The sequence below is a fragment of the Pseudomonas sp. FP215 genome (genome assembly GCF_030687795.1).
GTDB lineage: Bacteria > Pseudomonadota > Gammaproteobacteria > Pseudomonadales > Pseudomonadaceae > Aquipseudomonas > Aquipseudomonas salmasensis.
The window spans coordinates 1,265,415-1,286,959 of record NZ_CP117447.1 but is presented as its reverse complement, the minus strand read 5'-3'; the positions used below and the strand labels follow the sequence as shown (position 1 = coordinate 1,286,959).

Genomic DNA, 21,545 nt, shown 5'->3' with positions numbered 1-21,545 from the left:
ACCACCTCCTTCTTGTTATTGAAAAACGCTTTAGTCGTGGTACATCACAGACCGCCCGCCATCGATCATCAGGCAAGTGGCGTTGATAAAGGGCGCCTCATCGGTCGCCAGGAACAGAGCCGTCATGGCCACTTCGATGGGCTGGCCAATGCGTTTGGGCGGGTGCAGGTCGAACGCACGCTGGCGTTCGGCGTGGGGGTCTGGGAAACCGTTCCAGTAATCGACGTTGAGCTGGGTTTCGATATAGCCGGGGGCAATGGCATTCACGCGGATGCCCTTGGGCGCGTACTCGATGCCCAAGGCACGGGTGAGGCCGAGCAGGCCGTGCTTGGCGACAGGGTAAGGAAAGCAGCCGGGAATGATGTGGCTGGAATGGGTGGACGCGATATTGATGATGTTGCCGATGCCCTGCTCGATCATGTGCGGCAACACCGACCGGCAGCCGTACCAAGCGCCGTCGAGGTCGATGGCGAAACAGCGACGCCAGTCCTCGTCGCTCATTTGCAGCGGGTCACGGAACACATTGACGCCGGCACAGTTGACCAGCACATCCACGCGGCCAAAGCGCTCGATGGCCAGGTTGACCAGCGTCTGCCATTGATCCTTGGAAGTGATATCAACCGGTTGGGCGTAAATCTGCGCGCCGCGTTCGCGCCAATGAGCGGCGACCTTCTCGACTTTGTCGCCCAGGATATCGGCAATGATCAACCGCGCCTGCTGGGCCTGGAAACAGGCAACGATGGCTTCGCCAATGCCTTGGGCGGCGCCGGTGATGATCACCACCTTGTTCTTCAGCCGCTCGCCGTAAGTCGGCTCGGGCACGGCGGGTAGGGACAACGGTTGTGCCTGCATCGCTTCACCTTTTTATTTTTAGTAGTGAGTGCTGATGCTGGCGACTATAAACCCATCGCCTGAAATATCTCAATATATAAATTATCATCCCATATAATGGACAAAGCTTAAAAAAATGTGGGAGCGGGCTTGCTCGCGAATGCGGTGTGTCAGTTAAAGCATGTGCTGACTGATACACCGCATTCGCGAGCAAGCCCGCTCCCACATTCGATCTTTGGTGCCTATAGAAATGAGGCTTCAGCCCAGCGCGAAGTCTCGCAGGGCATCGCCTTCCATGCGATAACGCACCCACTCTTCCTGAGGCTGGGCGCCGATGGATTTGTAGAAGGCAATCGCGGGCTCGTTCCAGTCCAGCACGCTCCATTCAAAGCGCCCGCAACCGTTGTCGCAGGCGATCTTGGCCAGGTGACGCAGCAACTTCTTGCCCGCCCCGCCGCCGCGTTGTTCCGGGTTGATGTACAGGTCTTCCAGGTACAGGCAGTTGCTGCCCAGCCAGGTCGAGTAGCTGAAAAAGAACACCGCAAAGCCAATCGGCAAGCCGTCGCGCAAGCAGATCAGGCCATGGGCCGTGGCGCCTTCGCTGAACAGGCTGCGTTCGATATCCACCACGCTGGCGATCACTTCATGCCGGGCTTTCTCGTACTCGGCCAGTTCAGTGATAAAGGTCAGGATCTGCGCAGCATCGCTGGGCACGGCGGGGCGAATCTCGATGGTCATGGGCAAGCCTTGAGCAAATTCAAAGGCCACATACTAAGACGGTTTGATTGCCGTTTGCAGTGCAATTGATGCCGACGAGCGCGTTTCACTCCGGCGCGGGGTGATGCAAGCATCGGCAACCACAGAACAAAGCCTGCGCACGCCCATGGTAAACAATGGGCCTAAATCCAACGATCAGAGACCTGCTCATGCACGCCACGCCACCTGTGGGCACCAAGACATTCGCGCTGTTCTGCCTCGCCAGCTTCCTGTTGTCGCTGTCTTACGGCTCGACCTTTTTGTTGTCACTGCTGATCCATGCCCGTGGCGGTAATGAACACGACGCGGGCAGTGTCATTGCCACGGCGATGCTCAGCACTTTTGTGGCGGTGGTGTTTTCCGGGCACCTGGCTGATGCGCTGGGCGCAGCGCGAGCAATTGCGAGCACCGGCCTATTGTTGGTGGTGGCCTGCCTGGGGTTTGCCCTGACGCCGGGGTTTGGCCAGGGCTTGATGCTGTTTGGATTGTCCCTTGGCTTGGGCTGGGGCGTGTTCTATACCCTGGGCCCAATCATCGTGACGCTGCTAGTGGAACCGCGCCAGCGGGCCAAATATTTCGCCTTGCTCTCGGGCAGTATGTTGAGCGGCATAGGCTCCGGCCCTTTGCTGGGACGCGCCGCCACTGCGCTGGACCTGCCCCTGACCACCGCGTTCTATATCGCCGGGCTCGCCAGCCTCGCCGGGGTGGTGATGTTCTGGCGCATGGGCTCCCGGTTGCGACAGCACGCGAATATGCCAACCGCCAGGATTTCCTGGCGCGCAAGCCGCCGCATACTGTCTTCCAAGGCGGCGTTCGCCATCCTGATGGTCGGCCTGGGTGGCTGCGTATTCGGGGGGCTGTCTTCGTTCCAGACCAGCTATGCCGTGGCTCATAAGCTGGACTATTCACTGTTCTTCGCGGGCTTCCTGACAGCAGCAATCTCCAGCCGCTTGCTGATCGCAGGCTTCGTGGTCAAACGCGATGCGTACCAGGGTGCCTGTGTGTTATCGGGGGTGATGTTCGGCGCGATCGCGCTGTTCGCGTTTGGTGTCAGCGGTAACCTCAGTTATGTGCTCGCCGCCGCCACGCTAGGGATCGGGTATGGCCTGACGTATTCAGTGATCAACGGCCTGGTGGCCAACGAGGCGCCCAGCGGCACCACCTCCCAGGCGTTGTTGCTGTTCAGCCTGGCGTACTTTATCGGCGTCTTCGGGTTTCCCTGGCTCGCAGGCAAGATCATCGTCGACTTCGGCCTTGCGACAATGATGCTGAGCGTACTGGTGATCGCGGCCCTCAACTGGGCGATCACAGTGGCACGCTTGATAGCGCGCCGAGTATCGGCACACAAAGTGATACAGGTGAGCTGATACCGTTCGTCGCCCTCCCGGCACGATCAACAATCGCGGGCAGACCAATACAGGGTAAGGACATTAATCATATGGAGACACCCTGATGAAAAATTCCAAATTTGCTGCCCTCGCCCTCACTGGCCTGTTGTCTGCCGCGTCCCTGAGCGCCTTCGCGGCCAGCTCGACCACCGGCCCCACCGATCCAACGCCGGACGCCACCACCGAGTCGCAAAAATCCATGGGCACGGGCCTGGATACCAACGGTGGTGCGATCATCGACAACAGCGCCGACCCACGCACCAAAGGCAACGACACCCAGCGCCAGGCACCGCCTGCCGTAGGCAACGGCAAGATGGGCCCTGGCACGAGCAACAATGAGCCGAAGATCAACAAGGGCGACGACTCGAACATCCCCGGCGCACAGAAACAACCCGCCCCTTGATGCCCCCTTGGTACGACCAACACCCGACCATTTCCCAGTGAAGAGGTACGCATGAACGTCGATAGAAACCTTGAAAAAGAAGTCCTCACCCGCCTGCTGCACGCTCACCCGCAAGGCTTGGGCAAGGAGGTGCTGGACAATTACCGCGGTGAAAAAGAGGTCGCCAGTGTCTTGGCGTTCCTGCAGGACCGCGGGCTGATCAAGGATGGGCATGTGACCACCGACGACGCCGGCGAATACGCGTTGAACCTGCCAATCAAGCTCACCGCTTCTGGTGTGGATGAAGCGCGCAAGCTCGACGCCCAAAGTACTCAGTAATCCATTTCTGGCCTGGCCCCGCGACTGGGGCCAGAAGGAGTTTTAGCGATGCCTCGTGGAAGCAAAGCCAAATACACCGACGAACAGAAACGCAAGGCCGCTCATATCGAAGACAGTTATGAGCACAAAGGGTTGCCCAAGGACGAAGCCGAAGCTCGTGCCTGGGCCACCGTGAACAAACAGTCTGGCGGCGGTGAGAAAACCGGCGGATCAGGCAGGCGCAAAGCACCGACCAAGAAGGCCCAGGACCGGCAGGAATCGGCCAAGCGCGCCGCTGCCAGCCGTGAAGGCCACCCGCGCAGCAGTCGCGCTTCATTGGGTACGCAGACCAAGGAAAGCTTGATGAAAGAGGCGCGGGAAAAGAATATTTCAGGACGCTCGACGATGCGCAAAGATGAGTTGATCCAAGCCCTGAAAAAAGCAGGCTAAACGCAGAACCCATTGTGGGAGCGGGCTTGCTCGCGAAGGCGGTGTGTCAGTTAAAGCATGTGTTGACTGACACACCGCATTCGCGAGCAAGCCCGCTCCCACATTTTTTGGGCCTCGTTTATTGAGTCACTAATGCATCGACCTCAGCAGTGCCAGGCGAAGTAGCCGGTCCCCAGCGGGTTACCGCCAATGCCGCCGCTGCGTTCGCTCGACGCGCTGCCTCAGCCGGGTTCAAGCCCTTTGCCAACCCAGCAATAAATACGCCAGCATGTGCATCCCCCGCGCCATTGCTGTCCACGGCGTGAACCTTGAAGCCTGGTACATGCTCGGTCTGCGCCCCACGCCCTACCCAGCAGCCATTTGGCCCATCACGCACCACCAGCAGTGCCTGCATGTGCTGATTGAGCATGGGCAGCGCCTGATTAATATCCGCCGCCCCGGTAAACGCCAGGGCTTCAGGGCCATTGCTGGTCCAGATGTCGATACGCGGTAACAACGCGCGCATCAACGCCGAGTCCGGCGCCTTGACCAGCGGGCCTGGGTCGAACACAACCACGATCTCTCGCGGCAGCGCCAGCAACCAGTCAAGCAACGGCTGCGCCTTACCTTCAAGCAGCAAGCTGTAGCCACTGACGTATACGTAGTCATCGACACGCGGGACGATCTGAGCCAAATCGTCGGCGCTCAGTTCACCCTCGGCGCCAAGATGGGAGATGAAGGTGCGTTCGGTGCTCGCTTCAGTCAGCGACACGCACAAGCCGGTATCTTTGCCAGCGCTGGCCGCCAAGGCCATTTCAATACCCTCGGCCTGCATCGCGGCACGCGCCAGCTCGCCAAAGCGCCCCTCGCCATGGCGGCCCAGGTAAACCACCGGCAACCCATTGCGCCGCGCCGCAGCCATTACATTGAAACCGCCACCCACTTGAAAACTGGCGGAGTTGGCCAGCACGTCACCGCCGCTTGCCGGCAGGGTGTCGAGGCCCATGACCAGGTCGACAATGACCTGGCCGGTATGCAGCAATCTAGACATTGGCGCTCTCTGCTAAAGCCGGACGACGGTCAGACGCCCCGCCCAATACTGCATATATGCCGCCCGCCACCAGGAAGGTCACGATCCAGCCCAGGCCGTTATGGCCCAGCCAGGAATCGGACAGCGGCCCGGCAAACCAGATGTTTTCGGCGGTGGTGCCGATGGTGGTGAAGCTGAACCCCAGCACGATGGCCACGGCCCAGGCGCCAAATGCACGCCACTCCACACCGCCGCGATACCAGTAAGCACTGCTGGGGCTGACATCCAGCAGGTCGGTGGGGCTGTAGTAATGCCGGTGAATCAAGTCGACCACGAAGATCCCGACCCACGCCGTGATCGGCACCGCCAGCAGCGAAATGAAGGTGATGAACGGGCCATAGAAGCTGTCGGCGATCAGCATGAAGTAGATGGAGCCGGCAAAGATCGCCACGATATCGACAATCACGGCATGCACGCGCTTGACCTTCAAGCCCAGGGTCAAGGTGGTGAGGCCGGCCGAATACACCGACAGGTTGTTCGACAGCAACAGCCCGCCGAACGCGGTGATCAGGTACGGCACGGCCATCCAGGTCGGTAGCATGTCGCGGATCGCGATGATGGGGTCGGTGGCCGACGCCAGGTCATTGTTACCCACCGACAACAGGCCGCCGAGGGTGATCAACAGCACCAGCGGGATGCCCGCGCCAAACGCGGCAGAGGCCACCAGGCGCACGGCCTTGACGCTGCGGTGCTGGTAACGCGACATGTCTGCACCGGCGTTGGCCCACCCGATACCGGTACCGGCAGCCATGGTGCCCACGCCAATGATCATCGCGCTCAACGGCGCCGGGGTGGCGTTGAACACCGCGCTCCAGTCGATGGTGGCGCACAGAAAGCCGCCCACCAGAATGTTCAATCCGCCGAAGACGTAGGTGGCCCACTTCTGGATCACCAGCAGCGTGGCGTGGCCCAGGCCCGATACGGCCAGGGTCAGCAGCACGAAGATGGCGATGAAAATCAGGGTGAGCACCGGCGCGCTCTTGGCCTCCACTGCCGAGCCGAACAGGATGGAGCTTAACGACAACAACACGAAGGCTGCAGTGGTGGTGTTAACGGTTTCCCAGCCCAGGCGGGACATCAGCGACACCAACGTCGGGCCGATATTGCCGCGCACACCGAAGATGGCGCGAGACAAGGTCAGGCTGGGCGCTCGACCACGGCGGCCGGCGATGGAGATGATGCCCACCACGGCGAAGGAGCCCGCGGCGCCGAGGATCGCGACGATGATCGCCTGCCAGATGGCCAGGCCACGAAACGCCACCAGCGTCGCGCCGAGGGGCAAACCGAGGATGCTGATATTGGCGGCGAACCATACCCAGAACAGTTGCAGCGGATGGCCGTTGCACTCACCTTCCGGGACCGGCTCGATGCCGCGTGTTTCCAATTGCCCAGCGCTTTGGCCGGAAGAGGGGCTGCTCATGAAAGGGTGCTCCTGGTGCCTGTATTGTTGTGGTTGTGGCAGCGAGTCGAATCTTTATCCGGTCTTCCTGACCCAACGCTTTAATGTGGGAGCTGGCTTGCCTGCGATTGCGGTGGGTCAACCAGCCCCGCAGCCACTGGAAAACCGCTATCGCAGGCAAGCCCCCACAGTTAGTCCCGTGTTTATCGCAAGGCCAATAACCCCTGGACCAGCGGCTGCAAGTCCAGGCCATTGACCCGCTTGACCTGTTCAACCAACGCCTCAGGCCAGCACTGCATGCCCAGGCACGCCCCCAGCATGGCGCCGAGGATCGCGGCAATGGTGTCGGTGTCGCCGCCCAGACTGGCTGCCAGGCACAGGGCTTCGAAGGCGTTCATGTCGCCCGATGCCACTTGCTGCGCCAGGGCAAACGAGACCACTACCGATTCCTGGGAAGCCACCGAAGTACCAATCAACTCGTAAAGCAGGTCGGCAAACAACGCTTTATCGCCGCTGCCGACGCTTAGAGTGCGAGCCCAACTGATGCGGGTAGAAATGCGCCCGCCCGCGATCCAGTGACCATGGCTTTCGGCCTGTCGGGCAATCTGGGTCCCGATATTCAGGGCTTCCCCCAGGTCCACGCCATTGATGCCGGCCGAGACCACTGCCGCCACGGCCGCAGCGCTGGAAATGCCCAGGCTGGTGTTATGGGTGACCTGGCACGCCTGGATCACTGCCTGGATAAACCGCATCGGGTCACTGACATCGGCGGCGATGCCCACCGGGGTGATGCGCATGGCCGCACCGTTGGTGGTGCCGTAGCGCCCGGATTCTTCCGGGGTATGGCCGGCCAGAATCATGTCGATCGCGCGTTTGGTGGACGGCCCGAGCAAGTCCTGGGAGCCCTTGGCGCGCATCTCCGCTTCCCAATCGATCAGGCGTTGGGCAAGCACGGTGGGCTCGATCTGGCCCTGGCCTTGCACCAGTAACTCGGCGACCAGGATGGCTTGCTCGGTGTCATCGGTGATGGAACCGGCAGGCATATTCGGCGCGATAGGCTGGTCGGCGTCGGCGTCTTCCAGGGCGGTGATGGCACCGAAGCGCTTTTGTACCTGCTCGCGGCTCAATGATTGGGTGGGCATACCCAGGGCATCGCCCAGGGCCAGGCCATAAAAGGCGCCAAGGGCGCGATTTTCGCGGGTCATTTCGACGCTCCAAACTGCAGATGCAGGCGAAAGTGCAGCGGGTCGAGCAGGCTTTCGACATGTTCCATGAAACGCTCGCGACGATCGTAGGTGGTGCGTGACGCCTTGAGAAATACCGTACCGCTAGGGCGCCCGAGTAACTCGGCGTCTTCATCACTCAGGGGTTCGGCACCGATCCACTGATCGCCGTCGGCCCCGACGTAGCCGTAGGCGGCCAGGGTGATGGTCAGGGAGTTGTCGATCAGGCCAATGCGCGGCAGGCTTTCCAGGTCGCCAACGGCCGGCATCAGCGAGCGTTCCAGGGACACCGCTGTGCCGTCTGCCGTGCGCCGGAGGCGGTCGAGGGTAATGAACTGGTCGGTGCCGAAACGGCTGAACAGATCCGGGCGCGTGACGGCCTCGAAACGCAGGATGTCGGTGCTTACCTGGGCGCCCGTATCGGCCAAGGCCTGGGCCCAACCGCTGCGTTGGTCCAACACCATGCCGTCAAAGGTGACAATCGAGCCGACCCCGCTCTGCGTGGCGATGTAGTTGCGACGCTTGAGCTCGGCCAGCGCCTCACGCAGCGTGCCACGACTGACCGCAAACTCCTCGGCCAGTTGATGCTCGCCCGGCAACAGGAAGCCGTCGGCCATGACCCCACCCTCGATACGGCGGATGAGCTCGTCGACGACGCGTTTTTTCTTATCAAATCGAACATGTCTAATCATGTACAAATTGATAACCGAAAGCGCGCGTTTACCGCAAGAGGATTATTTCAGGCTGAAGACAAAAACCGCCTCAGGGCTCCAGGCCGATGGGGAAAAACTCCCCGCTGCTCCATACGCCAAGCCAGTTCTGACCGTTGATCGGACGGCTCACGGCCAGCTCCACCAACTGGTAAAAAGCGTTGCGATGCACCAGGGCTTCAAGATTGGTGCGAACGCGCACGTAGGGTGCGGGTTCCTGGGTGACGGGGTCGATCACCACCCGCAGCGGGTGTTCGAGGCCTGCCTCGACCTGTTCATCGACGTTGGTGGTAAAGCGCAAAACCTGGCTTTCGCCCCGCCCTTGCACGTCCAGGGTCACGGCGACAAAGGGCGCATCATCGACCTGGATGCCGACCTTCTCCACGGGTGTCACCAGGAAATAATCATCGCCATCGCGTCGGATGATGTTGGAGAACAGCTTGACCATCGGCTTTCGCCCGATGGGCGTGCCCTGATAAAACCAGGTGCCGTCGCGGGCGATGCGCATGTCGATATTGCCGCAGAAAGCCGGGTTCCACAGATGCACCGGTGCCGGCCCCTTGCCCTTGGGCAGTTGGGCCAATAAATCATTGGCCTTGGCGGAATCGGTCATGACGGGCTCCTCTGTTTACTGATTGCTCATACCCAGCAAACCGCGGGCATATTGCGCCAGGGGACGGGCAATCAAATCTTGTGGCGATGTATCGTGGAACGTCAGTAAACCGCCACGACTGCGAATACGTGCAGTATCAATCAAATACTGGGTGCTGGTCTCGATCAACATGACTTGGATCACCCCGCTGTCCAGGCCAAGGCGGTCCAGAGCTTGTTGGTCGGTCCACTCGTCGGCGTTGCCGATACGGTCATCGGCTGCCGCAAAGCGGCAATACAGCAGGTAGTGAGCACCGGCGTCGCGGGCTTCGGCCATGGCCTGTTCCAGCCCTTCCGGCTGACGGGCGCGACGCACCATGGGGAAATATTCGACGAAGCCATTGAATGCTTCCTCGGCCACCACATTGGGCCGCGGGTAAGCGCTGCCCGGCGGCACGAAGGCGCCTTGGGCGATAAACACAAAGGAGTCCGGCTGTATGCGCACCGAGGCAGTACGCCGAGTATCGCTGTGGTCGAGCAGCCCGGCATCGCTCATCTGATAGCGGGTGCCTTCGGCCATATCACTGACGGTCATGCAACCGCCCAAGGCCAATGACGCCAGCAGCAAAACCAGACTACGCATCCTAATCCTCCAGAGGCCGGTGACAGGAAACCGGCGAATGGGGCGTGAGATGCAGGTTCTACGCCAGTTCGAGCAGCGCATGACAAATGTGGGGCTTGCCTGGGATGCGCATAGGTATCTACACAACGTCGCTACGACGCTGGACCTGTGGCGAGGGAGCTATTGATCCATCAATTGACAGCCAAAAAAAAGGGCGACCGAAGTCGCCCAAAATGCCTTGCGTGCTCATGTAACCCGGAAAAACTTAAGGTTTTTTACGCTTGTTCGCGTCTTTCCAGATAAAAAATCCAAACCCTACAAAAAACAGCACCATGAGGCTAACAGTCAGCACTCCGGCAAAAACCACATTATCGAAAAACATGACCGGCCTCCTGCACTTGCCCTGTTGCGATAGGGCTAAGTTAATGGAGAAGGCGCGGTGGGAAATTGACCAGGATCAATGTCGCCCACAACGGGGCGTAAAGAAGGGGAATAACTGACCTGCATCAACGGATGCAGGGCGTTTCAACGCTTTTTCGGCTTGTTCTTGGGCTTTTTCTTGGGTTTGCCCAGGGGCATGGCTTGTTCGAAGGCTTGGCGCACTTCATTCAGGCGTTTGTCATTGAGGTCGTGCACGCGCTTGGCGCGTTCGGCGTTCAGGTCGATCAGCTTGTCGTCATCACTCATGGCTTGGCTTACGTCGTGGCGGTAATGCCTCAATAATGCGGCCTGCCTCGCCCGACGGCAATTAAGCGGGCGACAAAATGCAGGCCATCGACCAGAATCGGCACTTTCTACCCTGCCCAGGAGGCGCATCCAGGTGGCCTTGCACAACGACCTTCCGCCACTGTTGGCCCTGCGCGCCTTCGAAGCCGTGGCGCGGCACTTGAGTTTTATCAAGGCGGCCAACGAGTTGTCGGTGACCCAAAGTGCGCTGAGCCACCAGGTGCATAAGCTCGAACACCACTTGGGCAAGCCGCTGTTTATCCGGCGAACCCGTGCGATTGACCTGACGTTGGCCGGGCAAGCGTACTACGAGCAGATCCGCCCTGCCCTCGACGCCATCGCCGCTGCGACGCGCAACCAACGGGGTGCGCCCAGCGCCAATGTGTTGCGTATCGGCTTGCTGGCGTCCTTTGCCACGCTGTGGCTGGCGCCGCGCCTGGCCGAGTTTCTACAGCGCTACCCGCATATCCAGGTGGAGATGCTGCCCGCGATTCAATTGGCCAATGTCGCCACGGCCGAGGTTGACCTGGCCATCCGCTACGGCAAGGGCGACTGGCCCGACGTGCACGCTACGCGCCTGATGGCCGAAACCCTGTCACCGGTGTGCAGCCCCGCGTTCAAAGCCCGGCAGGTCGCCAGTGGCCCGCTGTTGATGGCAACTTCGCACCGCCCTTTCGAGTGGACCGATTGGTCGGCCCATTACCAAGTCAACCTCGAGCGCCACCCCCGCGTGATGCTGCATGACTACAACATCGTGGTCGAAGCGACCGTGGCCGGCCAGGGGATCGCCATGGGCCGCCATCGCCTGATCGAACGCAGGCTCCAGGACGGCAGCCTGGTGGAGGCTTTTGACTGGCCGCCCTATCACAGCGACATCGGCTATTGGCTGATCGCCCCCCAGGGCCCGCTCAGTGAGGCGGCTGAATGCTTCAGCCAGTGGCTAAAACAAGCGTGCGCCGACGCGTGAGTTTTTTCGATACGTCGAGTGAGATCTATCCGTTTGTCGCCCCTCGCCACCGCCAACATGCTGGAACCTTCTGACACCAGAGGGTTTCACCATGACCGACTCCATCCGCCAGCGCGTACACGCCCTTGGCCTGACACTGCCCACGCCCAGCCAACCCGCGGCCAACTACATCAATCATGTGAGCAGCCAGCATCAACTGTTCATCTCCGGGCAAATTCCCCTGCTCGATGGCAAACCCGCCTACCTTGGCCGCCTGGGTGACTCCCTCAGCGACGAAGACGGCGCCCAAGCGGCAGAACTGGCGGCGCTGGGCCTGCTGGGGCAACTAAGCGATGCGCTGGGCGATGACCTGTCGCGGGTGGTGCGTATCCTGCGTCTGGGTGTGTTCATTGCCAGCAGCGCCGATTTCCAGCGCCAAAGCCTGGTCGCCAATGGCGCCTCGAACCTGCTGGTCAACGCCCTCGGCGACAAGGGCCGGCACGTGCGCACCGCCGTAGGGGTCAGCAGTTTGCCGGCTGGCGTCGCCGTGGAGGTGGATGCCATTTTCGAGCTGCAGCCATGAGCCCGCTGCAAGTGCAGCACTTGCGAGAGGCCACGCCCGGTTGCCAGTCGGGCATCGTGCACTTCAACCACGCCGGGGCGTCCTTGCCCAGCCAGGCGACGCTCGACGCCATCATCGAACAGTTGCAACGCGAAGCGCACGACGGCCCGATGGAGGCCGGAGAACAAGGTGCCGTCTTAGTGGAAAAGGCCCGCCGCGCCGCCGGGCAACTGCTCAATGCGCCCGCCTCAGCGATTGCCTTCGCCAGCAGTGGCTCCACGGCCTGGAGCATGGCCTTCCAGGCGCTGGGGCCGTGGCAGCCGGGCGATCGAATTCTGGTGGGGCGCCACGAATGGGGCGGCAACCTGGCGAGCATGGAACTGGCTGTTCAAGCCGGGGCGCGGGTGGAGGTCATCCCGTGCGATGCCAGCGGCGCCGCCTGCCCGGTGGCACTGGAGGCGATGCTCGATGCCAGGGTGAAGCTGATCGACCTCACCTGGCTGCCGGCCAACGGTGGTTTGATCAACCCAGCCCAGGCCATCGGCGATGTGGCCAGGCGGCATGCCATTCCCTATTTCATCGACGCGGGCCAAGCCGTCGGCCAGCTGCCGGTGGATGTGCAAGCGTTGCAGTGCGATGTGCTCAAGTCCGCCGGCCGCAAACACCTGCGCGGGCCTCGCGGTACCGCACTGCTGTACATCCGACCGGAGTTTCTCCCGCACCTGAACCCGGCCCAACGCGACGTGTTTTCAGCGCCCTGGACCGCCGAAGGCTTCGACCTGCGCAACGACGCGCGACGCTTTGAAACCAGCGAAGTGTCCTTCGCCCTGCTGGCCGGCCTGGGCAATGCGTTGCACGAGATCAATCAACTGGGGATTGAGCGGGTATGGCAAAGAGTCTTGCAGACCAGCGCGCGAATCCGCGAAGCACTGCGTCAGATACCGGGGATCAGCTTGCACGACTTGGGCAACACGCATTCAGGCTTGATCGCGTTCAACCTGGCCGGCTGGGATAGTTTTGAACTCAAGCAACGCCTGGGGTTAAAGCGCATCAACATCGGCGCCAATGGCGTGGCCTACACCCCGCTGGACATGCAAGCGCGTGGGTTGAGCAGCGTTGCGCGCATCTCCGTCAGCCCGCTTAACACCGATGACGAGATTGAGTGGCTGGTGAAGGCCTTGCGCGAACTGAAGGGTTAAACCTCGATATCCACCCACAGGCCCTGGCGCGGCGCGTCTTCGATCAGCGGCGCCACGGGCACGGTGTTGTCAGCGTTGAGCAAGTCGCCGGGAATCGGCAAATGCTGCTGCTCGTCGTCGTCAGCTTCGCGCCGACGCTTCTGTTGCTCCTGCTGGCGCCGCTGCTCTTCGCGCAACAGAAAGGTCGATTGCTCGGCATCGCCTTTTTTCAGGTCGATCGTGCTCTCGTTGGAGCCCGCTTGAACGGGCACCACCGGCGGAATATCCGGCTTCTGGCGTGCCGGGTCGAGTTGCGACGTGACCGGCACAACACTGACGGGCAGCATGGGTGGCAGCATGATAATTATTCTCCTGATCAACAGGCTGTCGGCGGGTAGCAGGGTGACTTGAGCACTCGCGTGCCAAGCTGTGACTCAGTCGACACTCTCAAGTGCCCGCCATCCGTCGATTCAATTTCCGCCGGCCCGTATAAACAGCGTAGTTTTTGTCAGAGTTCTTGGGCGCCGGGCCGTGTTCCGTTAACATAGTCGGCTTTTTCACGGCGGGAGTCAGGCAGCATGGCGCAGCAGTATCAACCGGGGCAACGCTGGATTAGTGACAGCGAAGCAGAGCTGGGGTTAGGCACCGTTCTGGCACAGGACGGCCGCTTGTTGACCGTGCTCTATCCGGCCACTGGCGACACGCGCCAGTATGCGCTACGGAATGCGCCCCTCACTCGCGTGAGGTTTTCGCCGGGTGACACCATCACCCATTTCGAAGGCTGGAAAATGACCGTACAGGAAGTCGACGACGTCGATGGCCTGCTGGTCTACCACGGCCTCAATGGGCAGAACGAGCAGGTCACCCTGCCCGAAACCCAACTGTCCAACTTCATCCAGTTCCGCCTGGCCAGTGACCGTCTGTTCGCCGGGCAGATTGACCCGCTGGCGTGGTTCTCGCTGCGCTACCACACCCTGGAGCACACCAGCCGCCAGTTGCAGTCCTCGCTGTGGGGCCTGGGTGGCGTACGCGCCCAACCGATTGCCCACCAACTGCACATCGCCCGCGAAGTCGCGGACCGTATCGCGCCACGGGTGTTGCTGGCGGACGAAGTAGGCTTGGGCAAGACCATCGAAGCGGGCCTGGTGATCCATCGCCAACTGCTCTCGGGCCGTGCCAGCCGCGTACTGATCCTGGTCCCGGAAAACCTGCAGCACCAATGGCTGGTGGAAATGCGCCGCCGCTTCAACCTGCAGGTTGCGCTGTTCGATGAAGAGCGCTTTATCGAAAGCGATGCCACCAACCCGTTCGAAGACACCCAGCTTGCACTCGTTGCCCTGGAATGGCTGGTGGACGACGAGAAGGCCCAGGATGCGCTGTTCGCCGCCGGTTGGGACTTGCTGGTGGTCGACGAAGCCCACCACCTGGTGTGGCACGAAGACAAGGCCAGCGCCGAATACTCGCTGGTCGAACAACTGGCCGAGGTGATTCCCGGCGTGCTGTTGCTGACCGCTACCCCGGAGCAACTGGGCCAGGACAGCCACTTTGCGCGCCTGCGCCTGCTGGACCCGAACCGCTTCCACGACCTGCAAGCCTTCCGCGCCGAGAGCGAAAACTATCGCCCGGTGGCCGAAGCTGTGCAGGAGCTGCTGGACAAGGGCCGCCTGTCGCCGACCGCACACAAGACCATTCAAGGCTTCCTCGGCGACGAAGGCGAAGCCCTGCTCACCGCCGTCAACGATGGCGACACCGAAGCCAGTGCCCGCCTGGTCCGTGAGCTGCTGGACCGCCACGGCACCGGCCGCGTGCTGTTCCGTAACACCCGTGCTGCGGTGCAAGGCTTCCCCGAGCGCAAGCTGCACGCCTACCCGCTGCCGAACCCGGACGAATACCTCGAACTGCCCCTGGGCGAACACGCCGAGCTGTACCCGGAAGTCAGCTTCCAGGCGCAACCGGACATCGAGGAAGAGAACCGCTGGTGGCGCTTCGACCCACGGGTCGAGTGGCTGATCGACCAGTTGAAAATGCTCAAGCGCACCAAGGTCCTGGTGATCTGCGCCCACGCCGAAACCGCCATGGACCTGGAAGACGCCCTGCGCGTGCGCTCCGGCATTCCGGCCACGGTGTTCCACGAGGGCATGAACATCCTGGAGCGTGACCGCGCGGCGGCTTATTTTGCCGATGAAGAGTTCGGCGCCCAGGTACTGATCTGCTCGGAAATCGGCAGTGAAGGCCGCAACTTCCAGTTTTCCCATCACCTGGTGCTGTTCGACCTGCCGTCCCACCCCGACCTGCTGGAACAACGCATCGGGCGTCTGGACCGGATCGGCCAGAAACACGTGATCGAACTGCACGTGCCGTACCTGGAAACCAGCCCGCAAGAGCGCCTGTTCCAGTGGTACCACGAAGCGCTCAATGCCTTCCTCAACACCTGCCCAACCGGCAACGCCTTGCAGCATCAGTTCGGCCCACGCCTGCTGCCCTTGCTGGAAGCTGCCGACGACGGCGAGTGGCAAGCCCTGATCGACGAAGCGCGTGCCGAGCGCGAGCGCCTGGAGCAGGAGCTGCACACCGGTCGCGACCGTTTGCTGGAACTTAATTCCGGCGGCGCCGGCGAAGGCGATGCGCTGGTCGAGGACATCCTCGAACAAGACGACCAGTTCGCCCTCCCGATCTATATGGAAACCCTGTTCGACGCGTTCGGCATCGACAGCGAAGACCATTCGGAAAACGCGCTGATCCTCAAGCCCAGCGAAAAAATGCTCGACGCCAGCTTCCCCCTGGGCGACGACGAAGGTGTAACCATCACCTACGACCGTAACCAGGCGCTGTCGCGCGAAGACATGCAGTTCATCACCTGGGAGCACCCGATGGTGCAAGGCGGCATGGACCTGGTGCTGTCCGGCTCCATGGGCAACACCGCCGTGGCGCTGATCAAGAACAAGGCGCTCAAGCCAGGCACCGTATTGCTTGAGCTGCTGTATGTCAGCGAAGTAGTCGCCCCGCGCTCCCTGCAACTGGGCCGCTACCTACCACCGGCCGCCTTGCGCTGCCTGCTGGATGCCAACGGCAATGACCTGTCGGGCCGCGTGTCGTTCGTGACCTTGAATGACCAGCTGGAAAGCGTGCCACGGGCCAGCGCGAACAAATTCGTACAGGCCCAGCGCGACCAACTCACACCGCGCATCAACGCCGGTGAAGAGAAGATCGCCCCACGTCACGCCGAGCGCGTGGCCGAAGCCAAGCGTCGCCTGGCGGCAGACACCGACGAAGAGCTGGCACGCCTGACCGCGTTGCAAGCGGTCAACCCGACCGTGCGCGACAGCGAGCTGGTTGCCCTGCGCAACCAACGCGAGCAAGGCCTGGCCATGCTCGATAAAGCCGCGTTGCGACTGGAAGCGATTCGAGTGTTGGTGGCAGGTTGATAATCCGCTGAACATAAAAGGCCCGCGCAATGCGGGCCTTTTTATTGGCCTTGCAGGCCTCCTCGCTGCATAGGTATCTACACAACTCTGAAGCAATCGACAGTAACCACGATGCGAAGCGAGCCGCTTTTGATCTGCTTTTGATCTTGATCTTAAGCGCCCCGTCAAACCACGCTGGCCGGAATTCGACAGTGATTTGGGGGGTAAACCGGCAGGGATGCCGGTTTAGCCGCCCCGCGCCATGGATGGCGCGTGGCGGCGGCCCCCCAAATCACTGGCGGATTACGGGCACACCGAGCCCAAGCGAGGTGCCGAGTGGTGGGGCAAGAGCGTTTTGCTTACTTTTGCGCTTTTCAAAAGTGAGCCGCCGTCAGGGCGGAACCCCAAGTGGCCGTTACCTAAATAACGGATATGTACCCGGTCCAACTGTGTTGACTGTTAGGCCGCCTTCGCGAGCAAGCCCGCTCCCACAGGTTGATCGTGGTGTGCCAGGTAGATGGGTGCAAGCCCGGCGCCCACAATTGACCACACAAGGTTCAGTCAACTCGGTCAAAGGTGGGAGCTGGCTTGCCTGCGAAAGGGTCACCTCGATCTCAAGCTGTAGCCGCAGCCGCCGGCACCTCAACCGCACTCAACCCTTCCTTCATCCGCTTGGCATCGCGCACAAAACTGCGCGAGGCCTGGAACAGAAACAGCATGGTCAAGAACAGCGCCACCGGAATCAGGTACATGGCGTCATGCAAGCCCACTGCTTTATAAGCCTCCGTCATCTGCTGCGCCCCGTCCGCATACATCGCCGAATGAGCAAAGTGATCGGACAATGCCCCGACCACCACCGGCCCCATGCCACCGCCGAGCAAATACAGCCCAGCAAAAAACAGCGCCATCGCTGTCGCGCGCAAACGCGGCTCGACCACGTCCTGGATCGCGGTATACACGCAGGTGTAGAAGTTGTAGGCAAACAACCAGCCCACACTGAACAGCGCAACAAACACCCCGATCTCAACACGCCCGGCGTGCAATGCCCAGGCGGTGGTGACCGTGGAGATGATCAAGCTGAACGCAGCAAACAACAATCGACCATTGGCGACCCGTTGATGAATCTTGTCGGCAATCCAGCCACCCAGCGTCAATCCCACCAGGCCGGTCAGGCCGACGATGACGCCGGTTGCGACGGCCGCGTCCTGCAACGGCATGAGGAAATAGCGTTGCAGCATCGGCACCAGGAATGAGTTGCACGCATAGGTAGCAAAGTTAAAGCACAACCCGGCCAGCACCAGCCACAGAAAAGTCGGCACAGCCAGCACGCGGCGGATCGGGCGGTCAACGCGCTCCTGGGAAACTTGCACGGTTTCGGCTGCCCCCCGCTTGGGTTCTTTTATGTAGAACATGAACACCGCCAGGATCAGCCCCGGCACCGCCGCGATAAAGAAGGGCGCGCGCCAGCTGTCGAACGCCTTGACCATCGCACCGATGGTGAAGAACGCCAGCAACAGGCCCAACGGCAGGCCGAGCATGAAAATCCCCATGGCCCGGGCGCGGCGGTGGGCGGGAAACAGGTCGCCAATCAGCGAATTGGCCGCCGGTGCATAGCTGGCTTCGCCGATGCCAATGCCCATGCGCACCAACAGGAAGGTCCAGAAACTGCCGACCATGCCATTGACCGCCGTCAGCCCGCTCCAGGCGAACAAGCCCCAGCCCATCAACTTGCTGCGTGAGCCGGTGTCGGCCAGGCGCCCCAGCGGCAGCCCGGCAATGGCGTAGACGATGGTAAAGGCGGTGCCGATGATACCGAGCTGAAAATCGCTCAAGTGCCATTCCATGCGGATGGGCTCGATGATGATCGCGGGAATGGTACGGTCAAAGAAATTGAACAGGTTGGCGAGGAACAGCAGGAACAGAATGCGCCAGGCATTCGCCGCTTGGGTCGAGTTCTGCATGGGTCCGTCTCTTTTATTGTTATGAGAGCTGCGATGCCCGATGCATCCTGCTCAGGTCACTGCAACATAGTCAGGCTGGCGGTGATTGTCTGTAATGATTCGTAAAGCTGATAGGGCATGATTTCACCCAGGCAACCGGGGATTTTGCCCACGAAAATATAAGTGCGTGCCCCTCTTCCCAACGGCCATGGCACGGATAGAATGGCGAGCCTTTCGCAGCACCCTCCTCCTACTTTTCTTATTGATGACGCCCATGTCCGAAGCCAGTCCGTGTCTGAATTGCGGTGCCTGCTGTTCACACTTTCGCGTGTCTTTCTTTTGGGGTGAGTGCGCCTCGTCCGGGGGCACGGTGCCCGATGAGCTGGTGGTGCAGATCAACCCCAGCCGCGTGGCGATGATCGGCACCGACCGCAAGCCGGCACGGTGCGCCAGCCTTGAAGGTGAAGTCGGACAGGCCACCAGTTGCTCAATTTATGAACAACGCTCCAGTGTCTGCCGTGAGTTCGAGGCGTCCTGGAGCCAGGGCGTGCAAAATGTCGATTGCGACGCCGCCCGTGCCGCATTTGGCCTGGCCCCGCTGGAGGCCCCGCACTTCGAACTCGACCTGCCCATCAGCGCTTAGCACCAAACGCTATGGAAGGCATATCAAAATAATTTGAGATCAAAACGCCATTAGTGATGGCAAAGCTCGAGAGACTCCTATACTCGAGCTCATAGGTCATCGCCGCTGGCAGTGACAGGGCTCTGTGACGGGATAAGCTATGGAATGGCTGGGGCAGCATTTTTTTACCGACCTTCCAGACAGCGGGCATTTATTGCTCAATTGCAGTCATAACCCGTTTCTGGTGCTGCTGGCGTACCTGGTCGCCTGCGCGGCGGGTTTCGGTACGCTGGACATGGCCGAACGTGTCGGCCATGTCGAAGACCCCACCGCCCGCCGCCATTGGCGCTGGCTGGGTGCGGGATGCCTGGCAGGTGGCATCTGGTCGACCCACTTCATCAGCATGTTGGCCTTCCAGGCCCCCATTGCCATTCACTACGAATTGATCTTGACCTTCGCCTCGCTGCTGATCGCCCTGATCGCTTCGTTGCTCGCCATGCAGACCCTCAGTCATACCCACCTGCGTTTTCATCAGTACCTGGTGGCTTCGGTGTGGATGGGGCTGGGTATCGCGCTGATGCACTACGTGGGCATGTCAGCCATGCGTTCCCAGGCCCAGGTGTACTTCGAAACACGGCTGTTTTTGGCCTCGGTGGCGATTGCCATGGGCGCCAGCCTGGCGGCGTTGTTGCTGTCCAGTTACCTGCGCAATGGGGCCGGTGTGTTTCACCAGCTGCTCAAATATGCCGCCAGCCTGGTGCTGGGTGCCGGGATCCTGAGCATGCACTTCACCGGCATGGCGGCCATGCAAATGCTGGTGCCCAGCGGCACGGACCTGTCGTTGCGGGCCGATGACAACCCGATTCAACTGGGCCTTTCAGTCGCGATGATCACCTTGCTGGTGATCGGCAGCAGCGTCAGCGCAGCCCTGGCCGACAAGAAGCTGCAACACAAGGAGCGCGACCTGCGCCGGGTCAACGCGCTGCTCAGCGAACTCGACCAGGCCCGCGCCTCGCTGCAGCAAGTGGCCCATTTCGACGCGTTGACCAGCCTGCTCAACCGCCGTGGTTTCAATCAGATCTTCGCGGAGAAAGTCGCGGAAAAAACCCGCACTCAGGGCATGATGGCGGTGATCTTCCTCGATATAGATCACTTCAAACGTATCAATGACAGCCTGGGCCATGATGCGGGCGACCAGCTGCTCACGGTGCTGGCCGGGCATATCAAGGGTTCGATACGCAGCCATGAAGATGTGGTGGCACGCTTTGGCGGCGATGAGTTCTGCATCCTGGTCAATATTCATCACCGCGACGAAGCCCGAAACATGGCCCAGCGCATCATGCAGAAGATGAAAGAGCCCATCGAACTGGCCGGCCGGCGCATGGTGATGACCACCAGCATCGGCATCAGCCTGTTTCCCGAAGACGGCCACACCTGCGAAGAACTGCTTAAAACCGCCGACCTGGCGCTGTACCAATCCAAGGATGCCGGGCGCAATTGTCTGAACTTCTTCAGTTCCAACCTTAAAACCCGTGCGTTTCTTGAGCTGCAACTGGAAGAAGAACTGCGCGCCGCCTTGCGTACGCGCAGCCAGTTGGTGCTGTTTTATCAACCCATCTTCGACATGAAGCTGGGCAAGGTCACGCGCCTGGAAGCCCTGGTGCGCTGGCAACACCCCCAACACGGGCTGCTGGCCCCGGACCGCTTTATCGGCATTGCCGAGAACAACGGGCTGATCGCCGAACTGGACCACTGGGTATTGCGCCAGGCCTGTCACGACCTGAGCCTGTTGTCTGACCGAGGCTACACCGAGTTGATCATGGCGGTGAACTGCTCGGCGTTGAACCTGGCGCGTGACGAACTGGCCGATGAAATCGAAGACGCCCTGCGCTTCGCCGGCATCGGCACCAACCGCCTGGAACTGGAAGTCACTGAAAACGCGTTGATGGGCAATATCAGCAGCACCCTGGCCCTGTTGCGGCAGATTCGCGCCCTGGGTGTGTCACTGGCCATCGATGACTTCGGCACCGGCTATTCGTCGCTGGCTTACCTCAAGCGCTTGCCGCTCAACACCTTGAAGATCGACCGCTCGTTTATCCAGGACATCCCCAAATCCACCGCAGACAGTGAAATTGTCCAGGCGATTATTGGCATGGCCCACACCCTGCACTTGCAGGTGGTCACCGAAGGCGTGGAAACCCAGGCGCAGTTCGAGCTGTTGCTCAAGCATGGCTGTGACTACATCCAGGGCTACCTGCTCAGCCCGGCGGTGCCCTTCGACGCCATCATCGGCGTGATGCAGGGGATTGCCATGCGCAATCCGCTGTACCCGCTCAGCGTGGAAACCAACAGCGAAACCCCTGCCCCCAAGGATCCTGCTACGGAACGAATGGGTTCGCAGTCTATTGTCAGGCCGATTCGCTGATAG

22 protein-coding genes are annotated in these 21,545 nt (G+C 61.0%); 10 read left to right on the top strand and 12 right to left on the bottom strand.

Going from position 1 to position 21,545, the window contains the following annotated elements; all coding sequences use genetic code 11:
- Positions 1-30: 30 nt before the first annotated feature.
- Together PSH76_RS05800 and PSH76_RS05795 are read right to left on the bottom strand one after the other, a co-directional pair.
- The gene (locus tag PSH76_RS05800; protein ID WP_305493722.1) at positions 31-852 is read right to left on the bottom strand and encodes an SDR family oxidoreductase; all 822 of its coding nucleotides are present in this window, start codon (positions 850-852) and stop codon (positions 31-33) included.
- Between the two features lie 237 nt (positions 853-1,089).
- Positions 1,090-1,569 carry a GNAT family N-acetyltransferase gene (locus PSH76_RS05795; protein WP_003193496.1) on the bottom strand — a complete coding sequence of 160 codons (480 nt, stop codon included), beginning with the start codon at positions 1,567-1,569 and terminating at the stop codon, positions 1,090-1,092.
- A gap of 188 nt (positions 1,570-1,757) precedes the next feature.
- Between PSH76_RS05795 and PSH76_RS05790 the strand changes: the two genes are divergently transcribed.
- From PSH76_RS05790 to PSH76_RS05775, 4 genes are all read left to right on the top strand, one after another.
- Positions 1,758-2,954, top strand: coding sequence for an MFS transporter (locus tag PSH76_RS05790; protein ID WP_305493721.1), 1,197 nt, complete (start codon positions 1,758-1,760; stop codon positions 2,952-2,954).
- An 85-nt stretch (positions 2,955-3,039) separates the two neighbouring features.
- Positions 3,040-3,378 (top strand): hypothetical protein, encoded by a 339-nt coding sequence (locus PSH76_RS05785; protein WP_034128424.1) that lies wholly within the window; start codon positions 3,040-3,042, stop codon positions 3,376-3,378.
- Between the two features lie 51 nt (positions 3,379-3,429).
- Positions 3,430-3,696: a hypothetical protein gene (locus PSH76_RS05780; RefSeq protein WP_032895690.1), complete on the top strand. Its 267-nt coding sequence runs from the start codon at positions 3,430-3,432 to the stop codon at positions 3,694-3,696.
- A 48-nt stretch (positions 3,697-3,744) separates the two neighbouring features.
- Positions 3,745-4,125: a Rho termination factor N-terminal domain-containing protein gene (locus PSH76_RS05775; RefSeq protein ID WP_003193505.1), complete on the top strand. Its 381-nt coding sequence runs from the start codon at positions 3,745-3,747 to the stop codon at positions 4,123-4,125.
- Between the two features lie 118 nt (positions 4,126-4,243).
- Here the strand turns inward: PSH76_RS05775 and PSH76_RS05770 are convergent, their stop codons facing one another.
- The 8 genes from PSH76_RS05770 to PSH76_RS05735 all read right to left on the bottom strand — a co-directional run bounded on the left by PSH76_RS05770 (position 4,244) and on the right by PSH76_RS05735 (position 10,426).
- Positions 4,244-5,155: a PfkB family carbohydrate kinase gene (locus PSH76_RS05770; protein ID WP_305493720.1), complete on the bottom strand. Its 912-nt coding sequence runs from the start codon at positions 5,153-5,155 to the stop codon at positions 4,244-4,246.
- Positions 5,148-6,614 carry a cytosine permease gene (locus PSH76_RS05765; RefSeq protein ID WP_305493719.1) on the bottom strand — a complete coding sequence of 489 codons (1,467 nt, stop codon included), beginning with the start codon at positions 6,612-6,614 and terminating at the stop codon, positions 5,148-5,150. The genes PSH76_RS05770 and PSH76_RS05765 overlap by 8 nt, the downstream gene beginning before the upstream one ends.
- Before the next feature lie 182 nt (positions 6,615-6,796).
- Positions 6,797-7,798: an ADP-ribosylglycohydrolase family protein gene (locus PSH76_RS05760; RefSeq protein ID WP_278915207.1), complete on the bottom strand. Its 1,002-nt coding sequence runs from the start codon at positions 7,796-7,798 to the stop codon at positions 6,797-6,799.
- A complete protein-coding gene (locus PSH76_RS05755; RefSeq protein WP_098950626.1) occupies positions 7,795-8,508 on the bottom strand; it encodes a GntR family transcriptional regulator in 714 nt (237 codons plus the stop codon). Before PSH76_RS05755 ends, PSH76_RS05760 begins: the two co-directional genes overlap by 4 nt.
- A gap of 70 nt (positions 8,509-8,578) precedes the next feature.
- Complete coding sequence (locus PSH76_RS05750; protein ID WP_305493718.1) at positions 8,579-9,139, bottom strand: DUF1285 domain-containing protein; 561 nt, start codon at positions 9,137-9,139, stop codon at positions 8,579-8,581.
- A gap of 15 nt (positions 9,140-9,154) precedes the next feature.
- Positions 9,155-9,760 (bottom strand): DUF4823 domain-containing protein, encoded by a 606-nt coding sequence (locus tag PSH76_RS05745; protein WP_003193513.1) that lies wholly within the window; start codon positions 9,758-9,760, stop codon positions 9,155-9,157.
- 244 nt (positions 9,761-10,004) lie between these two features.
- On the bottom strand, positions 10,005-10,121 hold the full coding sequence (ccoM, locus tag PSH76_RS05740; protein WP_019817835.1) for a cytochrome c oxidase subunit CcoM: 117 nt from the start codon (positions 10,119-10,121) through the stop codon (positions 10,005-10,007).
- A 143-nt stretch (positions 10,122-10,264) separates the two neighbouring features.
- Positions 10,265-10,426, bottom strand: coding sequence for a hypothetical protein (locus tag PSH76_RS05735; RefSeq protein ID WP_003193515.1), 162 nt, complete (start codon positions 10,424-10,426; stop codon positions 10,265-10,267).
- Between the two features lie 133 nt (positions 10,427-10,559).
- Here PSH76_RS05735 and PSH76_RS05730 point away from each other — a divergent pair, with 133 nt between their 5' ends.
- The 3 genes from PSH76_RS05730 to PSH76_RS05720 all read left to right on the top strand — a co-directional run bounded on the left by PSH76_RS05730 (position 10,560) and on the right by PSH76_RS05720 (position 13,172).
- Entirely contained in the window at positions 10,560-11,432 is an 873-nt protein-coding gene (locus PSH76_RS05730) for a LysR substrate-binding domain-containing protein (RefSeq protein WP_138762396.1), read from the top strand.
- Positions 11,433-11,523: 91 nt separating this feature from the next.
- A complete protein-coding gene (locus PSH76_RS05725; RefSeq protein WP_032895683.1) occupies positions 11,524-11,994 on the top strand; it encodes a RidA family protein in 471 nt (156 codons plus the stop codon).
- A complete protein-coding gene (locus tag PSH76_RS05720; RefSeq protein ID WP_032895682.1) occupies positions 11,991-13,172 on the top strand; it encodes an aminotransferase class V-fold PLP-dependent enzyme in 1,182 nt (393 codons plus the stop codon). The genes PSH76_RS05725 and PSH76_RS05720 overlap by 4 nt, the downstream gene beginning before the upstream one ends.
- On the opposite strand, the gene PSH76_RS05715 is transcribed toward PSH76_RS05720, so the two are convergent.
- Entirely contained in the window at positions 13,169-13,510 is a 342-nt protein-coding gene (locus tag PSH76_RS05715) for a hypothetical protein (RefSeq protein WP_032895681.1), read from the bottom strand. The two genes, PSH76_RS05720 and PSH76_RS05715, sit on opposite strands and share 4 nt — an antisense overlap.
- Before the next feature lie 219 nt (positions 13,511-13,729).
- On the opposite strand from PSH76_RS05715, the gene rapA reads away from it, so the two are divergent.
- Entirely contained in the window at positions 13,730-16,576 is a 2,847-nt protein-coding gene (rapA, locus tag PSH76_RS05710; RefSeq protein WP_032895680.1) for an RNA polymerase-associated protein RapA, read from the top strand.
- A 593-nt stretch (positions 16,577-17,169) separates the two neighbouring features.
- On the opposite strand, the gene PSH76_RS05705 is transcribed toward rapA, so the two are convergent.
- Positions 17,170-18,516, bottom strand: a complete 1,347-nt coding sequence (locus PSH76_RS05705) for an MFS transporter (RefSeq protein ID WP_032895679.1) — start codon at positions 18,514-18,516, stop codon at positions 17,170-17,172.
- A gap of 253 nt (positions 18,517-18,769) precedes the next feature.
- Between PSH76_RS05705 and PSH76_RS05700 the strand changes: the two genes are divergently transcribed.
- Both PSH76_RS05700 and PSH76_RS05695 read left to right on the top strand, forming a co-directional pair.
- Entirely contained in the window at positions 18,770-19,138 is a 369-nt protein-coding gene (locus PSH76_RS05700) for a YkgJ family cysteine cluster protein (RefSeq protein WP_032895678.1), read from the top strand.
- Positions 19,139-19,277: 139 nt separating this feature from the next.
- On the top strand, positions 19,278-21,542 hold the full coding sequence (locus tag PSH76_RS05695) for a bifunctional diguanylate cyclase/phosphodiesterase (RefSeq protein WP_098950620.1): 2,265 nt from the start codon (positions 19,278-19,280) through the stop codon (positions 21,540-21,542).
- The last annotated feature ends 3 nt before the right edge of the window (positions 21,543-21,545 follow it).

Excerpts from the sequence above, each read along its gene's own strand:
- PSH76_RS05800 (WP_305493722.1), bottom strand. The coding sequence starts at position 852 with ATGCAGGCACAACCGTTGTCCCTACCCGCCGTGCCCGAGCCGACTTAC.
- PSH76_RS05795 (WP_003193496.1), bottom strand. The coding sequence starts at position 1,569 with ATGACCATCGAGATTCGCCCCGCCGTGCCCAGCGATGCTGCGCAGATC.
- PSH76_RS05790 (WP_305493721.1), top strand. The coding sequence starts at position 1,758 with ATGCACGCCACGCCACCTGTGGGCACCAAGACATTCGCGCTGTTCTGC.
- PSH76_RS05785 (WP_034128424.1), top strand. The coding sequence starts at position 3,040 with ATGAAAAATTCCAAATTTGCTGCCCTCGCCCTCACTGGCCTGTTGTCT.
- PSH76_RS05780 (WP_032895690.1), top strand. The coding sequence starts at position 3,430 with ATGAACGTCGATAGAAACCTTGAAAAAGAAGTCCTCACCCGCCTGCTG.
- PSH76_RS05775 (WP_003193505.1), top strand. The coding sequence starts at position 3,745 with ATGCCTCGTGGAAGCAAAGCCAAATACACCGACGAACAGAAACGCAAG.
- PSH76_RS05770 (WP_305493720.1), bottom strand. The coding sequence starts at position 5,155 with ATGTCTAGATTGCTGCATACCGGCCAGGTCATTGTCGACCTGGTCATG.
- PSH76_RS05765 (WP_305493719.1), bottom strand. The coding sequence starts at position 6,614 with ATGAGCAGCCCCTCTTCCGGCCAAAGCGCTGGGCAATTGGAAACACGC.
- PSH76_RS05760 (WP_278915207.1), bottom strand. The coding sequence starts at position 7,798 with ATGACCCGCGAAAATCGCGCCCTTGGCGCCTTTTATGGCCTGGCCCTG.
- PSH76_RS05755 (WP_098950626.1), bottom strand. The coding sequence starts at position 8,508 with ATGATTAGACATGTTCGATTTGATAAGAAAAAACGCGTCGTCGACGAG.
- PSH76_RS05750 (WP_305493718.1), bottom strand. The coding sequence starts at position 9,139 with ATGACCGATTCCGCCAAGGCCAATGATTTATTGGCCCAACTGCCCAAG.
- PSH76_RS05745 (WP_003193513.1), bottom strand. The coding sequence starts at position 9,760 with ATGCGTAGTCTGGTTTTGCTGCTGGCGTCATTGGCCTTGGGCGGTTGC.
- ccoM (WP_019817835.1), bottom strand. The coding sequence starts at position 10,121 with ATGTTTTTCGATAATGTGGTTTTTGCCGGAGTGCTGACTGTTAGCCTC.
- PSH76_RS05735 (WP_003193515.1), bottom strand. The coding sequence starts at position 10,426 with ATGAGTGATGACGACAAGCTGATCGACCTGAACGCCGAACGCGCCAAG.
- PSH76_RS05725 (WP_032895683.1), top strand. The coding sequence starts at position 11,524 with ATGACCGACTCCATCCGCCAGCGCGTACACGCCCTTGGCCTGACACTG.
- PSH76_RS05720 (WP_032895682.1), top strand. The coding sequence starts at position 11,991 with ATGAGCCCGCTGCAAGTGCAGCACTTGCGAGAGGCCACGCCCGGTTGC.
- PSH76_RS05715 (WP_032895681.1), bottom strand. The coding sequence starts at position 13,510 with ATGCTGCCACCCATGCTGCCCGTCAGTGTTGTGCCGGTCACGTCGCAA.
- rapA (WP_032895680.1), top strand. The coding sequence starts at position 13,730 with ATGGCGCAGCAGTATCAACCGGGGCAACGCTGGATTAGTGACAGCGAA.
- PSH76_RS05705 (WP_032895679.1), bottom strand. The coding sequence starts at position 18,516 with ATGCAGAACTCGACCCAAGCGGCGAATGCCTGGCGCATTCTGTTCCTG.
- PSH76_RS05700 (WP_032895678.1), top strand. The coding sequence starts at position 18,770 with ATGTCCGAAGCCAGTCCGTGTCTGAATTGCGGTGCCTGCTGTTCACAC.
- PSH76_RS05695 (WP_098950620.1), top strand. The coding sequence starts at position 19,278 with ATGGAATGGCTGGGGCAGCATTTTTTTACCGACCTTCCAGACAGCGGG.